This window comes from Vibrio sp. 03_296, from assembly GCF_002265885.1.
Map to the genome: position 1 here is coordinate 1 of NZ_NPKW01000037.1, position 5,025 is coordinate 5,025.

The 5,025-nt window shown below is 50.4% G+C and carries 6 protein-coding genes and 1 pseudogene; 5 read left to right on the forward strand and 2 right to left on the reverse strand.

From position 1 onward, the window contains the following. Nucleotides 1-310: 310 nt before the first annotated feature. A complete protein-coding gene (locus CIK04_RS03115) occupies nucleotides 311-781 on the reverse strand; it encodes a hypothetical protein (protein ID WP_011078928.1) in 471 nt (156 codons plus the stop codon). Between the two features lie 137 nt (nucleotides 782-918). Next, nucleotides 919-1,686 (reverse strand): pimeloyl-ACP methyl ester esterase BioH, encoded by a 768-nt coding sequence (bioH, locus tag CIK04_RS03120; protein WP_097353701.1) that lies wholly within the window; start codon nucleotides 1,684-1,686, stop codon nucleotides 919-921. 88 nt (nucleotides 1,687-1,774) lie between these two features. On the opposite strand from bioH, the gene CIK04_RS03125 reads away from it, so the two are divergent. The 5 genes and pseudogenes from CIK04_RS03125 to CIK04_RS03145 all read left to right on the forward strand — a co-directional run. Then, complete coding sequence (locus CIK04_RS03125; RefSeq protein ID WP_039468894.1) at nucleotides 1,775-2,485, forward strand: ComF family protein; 711 nt, start codon at nucleotides 1,775-1,777, stop codon at nucleotides 2,483-2,485. 130 nt (nucleotides 2,486-2,615) lie between these two features. Further along, nucleotides 2,616-3,200, forward strand: coding sequence for a Fe-S biogenesis protein NfuA (nfuA, locus tag CIK04_RS03130; protein WP_026050270.1), 585 nt, complete (start codon nucleotides 2,616-2,618; stop codon nucleotides 3,198-3,200). 115 nt (nucleotides 3,201-3,315) lie between these two features. Continuing rightward, nucleotides 3,316-3,870, forward strand: a complete 555-nt coding sequence (gene nudE / locus CIK04_RS03135) for an ADP compounds hydrolase NudE (RefSeq protein WP_011078932.1) — start codon at nucleotides 3,316-3,318, stop codon at nucleotides 3,868-3,870. Nucleotides 3,871-3,884: 14 nt separating this feature from the next. Further along, nucleotides 3,885-4,712, forward strand: a complete 828-nt coding sequence (gene cysQ / locus CIK04_RS03140; protein WP_017420493.1) for a 3'(2'),5'-bisphosphate nucleotidase CysQ — start codon at nucleotides 3,885-3,887, stop codon at nucleotides 4,710-4,712. A 145-nt stretch (nucleotides 4,713-4,857) separates the two neighbouring features. After that, nucleotides 4,858-5,025, forward strand: a pseudogene (locus tag CIK04_RS03145) (IS5/IS1182 family transposase); the annotation flags it as partial.

Genomic DNA, 5,025 nt, shown 5'->3' on the forward strand with positions numbered 1-5,025 from the left:
CCCTTGGTTATGCCTGATTTACCTATACACACTTCCCGTCGAGGCATTGGGCTGTTCTATCTATTGCTAGGTTACCCAAGTTGTACAGGCCTACTATCAGGTTTCTGTTCGTCACAACCAAGTTTTGCCGTTTGCTTCCTTTAGGTTTCACCTCACGGTGAACACCCTTGCATAGGCTAACGGTTCTCGCTCGACTGAGCCCGTAGAGGACTTTCACCTCCTAGATCAACGCCATGCTCGGCGCACAATAAAACCCACTATGTTTCCATAGTGGGTTTTTATCGTCAGTCACTGCGGTGGTGTTTGCTTGCTATAACACCGCAATCACTTCTGAAGGGGTATGAGGGGCGACAGAGTGACCGTAATGGTACTTGATGATCGCTCGACGCTTCTCCATGATCCCTTCTCTTATCGCCGCATCCAAGATACGTTTGGGCAGACGATAGCGCATTGCGTAGCCTTTACCCTGTTCTTCACTGTAACTTCGCAGTGCCAGAAGTCCAAAAAGCCGCTCAAGCGTATCTTTAGGATCTTCATGATAGACCGAGATCTCTTGCGTATTGGTTTCCATCTCATAGCCAGGGTGCTCTGAAGGATCCCACGAAGATTGACGTCGGCGTTTATCATCACTTTTGACTTTACGTTCCGCGTTAGATTTGGCCAACGCAACGGTTGGCGCCACAGGTTCACGCACTCTGTTGTCGCGCGCGGCCTGCTCTGTCTGCACATTTACCGATGGGGCGATCAGTGGCACACTCACAGTGGTCGGTGACACTATCATCGCGATACCTCCTCAAAGAATCGCCCTACCATGCACATCATTGCACAGCCCCAAAACCGCTTCACTAACCGTAGTAAGTTGCCTTGGTTACTTCTTGTATCGACCAATATTTGAACAGGTTTAATTTTATTTTTCGCTTACTTGCCTGCAAAGCTCAGCAACTGGTGGCAAAAGCTCTCTGGTTCAGTGATAAAGGGCGCATGTGACGACTGGGTGAAAATGAACTGCTCACTCGTTGGTAAGGCTTTCTCCAGATCCTGCGCCACCTTGATCGGCACCAACCCGTCCAAACGGCCATACAGACGCAACATCGGCATGGTTAAGTGCGACAGATGGTCACGCAAGTCCACCTCCGCCAGCATTTGCAGCCCAGCTAAAAGCGATTGAGGGTTGGGTTGCGGGCGCGAAAACACCGCTTGTTTGAGGTTTTTCACATCTTGTCGTGCCGAAGGGCTGCCCATTGCTTGCAGCGCCATAAAACGCTCGACCGTGGTGTGAAAGTCTTCACTCAACTGCTCGGTAAAGGCGCTCAATACTTGCGGCTGAATGCCACGCCAACGCGCTTCTGCGGCGAACTTGGGTGAGCTCGCCACCGTCACTAACTTGCTGACGTAATCGGCGTGATACAGCGCCATGTGCGTCGCCACCAGCCCACCTAATGACCAGCCAACCCAAATGGCTTGTTTCGGTGCATACTCGAGAAGCGGCTGAGCAATCTCTTCTAAACTTGCCGCATGAAGATGGGCACTGTGGCCATAGCCAGGCAGATCCACCACATGCAAACGAAAGTGCGGCTCCAGCCTTTCAACCACCTGCTGCCACACCGCGCCATTCATGCCCCAGCCATGCAGCAATACCAAATCGGGCCCCTGACCTTGTATTTGCCAATGTAAATCTGTGCTCATCTTCCCTCTTACTCCTACTTTTTCCAGCCTCATGCGTCACGTGTGGTCGAGTACGCTAGCGACACGATTCATTCGCCCCACTGCCCGTATGTTAACCGATTGGCTTAGTGAAAAAATACTCCGATCTCTTCCTCGCCTCTGTCATCTGTGCGGCTTGCCGATGAATCACGACCACCACCCGCTCTGGTGCCGGCACTGTCTAACCCTGTTCGATGCCGAACCGCGTTGCCAACGTTGCGGGCTGCCGACATTAACGGTTGTCCCCCAATGCGGCCAATGTCTGAAATCTCCGCCCCCTTGGCAAAGGCTTTACTGCCTCACGCCATATCGCTTCCCGGCCTCACACTACGTCAATCAAATCAAACATCAGCGCAAGTTCTGGTACTGCGCCAGCTTGGCTCCTTTGCTCATCCAACGCATTGACCACCCCGCGCCACTGCTGCTCTCTGTGCCGATGCATTGGCGTCGGCAATGGCAGCGAGGCTTCAATCAAAGCGATGTGTTGGCGGCGCAACTGGCCCGTAGATTAAATCGCCCATTCCTTGCTCACGCTTTTACTCGTTTGTTGCACACTCCGCCACAGCAAGGGCTCAATAAACAGCAGCGTCAGCGCAATTTAGCTGGTGCTTTTCGCCTCAATCGCTCAGCGCTGCCCCATGTGATTCCCAAGCATGTCGCGATTGTCGATGATGTGGTCACGACGGGCTGTACGGTACGACAATTATGTCAATTACTGCTTGCAGTCGGCGTGGAAAGCATTGATATTTATTGCCTCTGCCGAACTCCCGAGAAGGATTGAGTTGGATGTCACTGTCGCTTGACAGTGTGGTGTGCGCTCTAAAGCATGTTTTCTCATCAAAACACTAGATCCTTTCGTTATCAGGAGTAAAATGGCGTCAATAACCTACAAATTTACTCGGGTATTCGTCGTGTCAAATATTACTATCACTGAAGCAGCACAAACTCATTTTGCCAATCTATTGGGCCAGCAGCCTGATGGAACCAACATTCGTGTTTTCGTCGTCAACCCAGGCACACAAAACGCAGAATGTGGCGTCTCTTACTGCCCACCTGAAGCGGTAGAAGCTACCGATACCGAAATCCCATACCAAAGCTTTTCTGCCTACGTTGATGAGCTCAGCTTGCCGTTTTTAGAAGATGCGGAAATTGACTACGTGACCGACAAAATGGGCTCACAGTTAACGCTGAAAGCACCCAACGCCAAAATGCGTAAAGTCGCGGACGACGCGCCACTGCTTGAGCGCGTTGAATACGCGATTCAAACTCAAGTAAACCCACAACTTGCTGGTCACGGCGGCCACGTAAAACTGATGGAAATCACTGACGCAGGCGTGGCGATTGTTGCCTTTGGTGGCGGCTGTAACGGTTGTTCAATGGTCGACGTGACGCTAAAAGAAGGCATCGAGAAAGAGCTACTACAACAATTCTCAGGTGAGCTAACAGCGGTTCGCGATGCCACAGAGCACGATCGCGGCGATCACTCATACTACTAAGTTATTCTCATTTTGGTTATAACTGAGATGAAATTTAAAGGTTGGCACACTTGGGCCAACCTTTTCTTTTAGTATATATTCCAGTCATCAATGTTTTGCAGGAGGAATCAACGTCATGAGCAGAAGGAAAGAACCCGATATTCTCAATCGTAATGTCGTTGCCCAATCACGACTCTTTTCTATCGAAAGCCTTGAACTGCGTTTCTCCAACGGCGAAGAGCGAATTTACGAACGCCTCAAGCCGAGCGGTAAAAATGCCGTGATGATGGTTCCCGTTACTGAGCAAGGTGACCTATTATTAGTGAGAGAGTATGCTGCAGGTACAGAGCGCTATGAGCTTGGCTTCCCTAAAGGGCTTATTGATCAGGGAGAAAGCGCCGAACAAGCAGCGGATCGGGAATTGAAAGAAGAAATCGGCTTTGGCGCGAAACAATTAACGCCATTGAAGCAAGTGGTGCTGGCTCCTTCCTATTTCTCAAGCAAAATGACGCTGTTTTTGGCACAAGATCTGTATCCAGAAACATTGGAAGGCGATGAGCCAGAGCCGCTTGAAGTGGTTCGTTGGCCACTCGCGCAGGCAGAAGAACTTCTTCATCACTTAGATTTTTGTGAATCCCGCAGTATCACAGCGCTACTATTGGCACTGAGAGCACTTCGACCGGCCAAGTAGTAAGGAAGAGAGCTATGCCTACCTCACAGAATTTATCGGCACTGTTGCCGCAAGTTATCGATATTGCTCGCACCGCGGGGCAATTGATTCTGGATATCTACCAAAGTAAGCAGTACCAAGAATACACCAAAAGCGATGAGACGCCGGTCACCAGCGCCGATCTCGCCGCGCATAAACTGATCACCCAACGACTGAGTGAGTTAACCCCAGACATTCCAGTGCTGTCTGAAGAAGCAGCGGATATCAGCTTGGAAAAACGCGCGCAATGGAACCGTTACTGGTTGGTGGACCCTCTTGATGGGACGCAGGAATTTATCGCCCGCAGTGGCGATTTTGCCACCATCATCGCCTTAGTGGAGAACAACAAGCCGGTAATGGGCGTAGTGTATGGTCCAGTTTCAGGCGTAACTTACTATGCGTATCAAGGCAAAGGCGCATGGAAGATCCCCGAGATGAACGAAAGCTTGAAAATTCAAACCCACAAACATGAACTGCCCGGACAAAACATTGCGATTGCCATCAGCCGCCGTCAGGACATCAATCGCATCACCAATCGTATGAGCAGCAGTTGGAATTACGATTTGGTGCCATTAGGCTCTGCGGCGTTGAAAGCGTGCTTGGTCGCAGAAGGAGCCGTGGATTGTTATTTGCGCCTTGGTCCGACTGGGGAGTGGGACACCGCGGCGACACAATGTATCGTGGAAGAAGCCGGCGGACGCATCCTCAGCACCTACTTGGAACCGCTTTCTTATAACGAACGAGACACCTTGGAAAATCCGAACTTCATCGTATTAGGCGATGCCGACTTACCATGGAACGACATTTTGCAGGTCAAAGGCTAGGGTCTGCTGACCGAGTATCTGCCGACAAAAAGTGCCGACGAAAAAGTAAAAAGCGAGCTCTGCTCGCTTCAGACTGCTGACAAAGGTCTAGCTTTCGAGCTAGACCTTTGATCTAATAGGGGTATCGAAATATGGATACTCCGATATGCTTCAAGAACCCACCCCGCAACAATACGAACTGGAAATGGTGACGATGGAACAGTTAGTTCCTAAAGACCATTTAGTGCGCAAAATCGATAATGCTATCGACTTTGAATTCATTCGTGATGAAGTCGCTCATCTTTATTGTAAAGATAATGGGCGTCCACCTGTT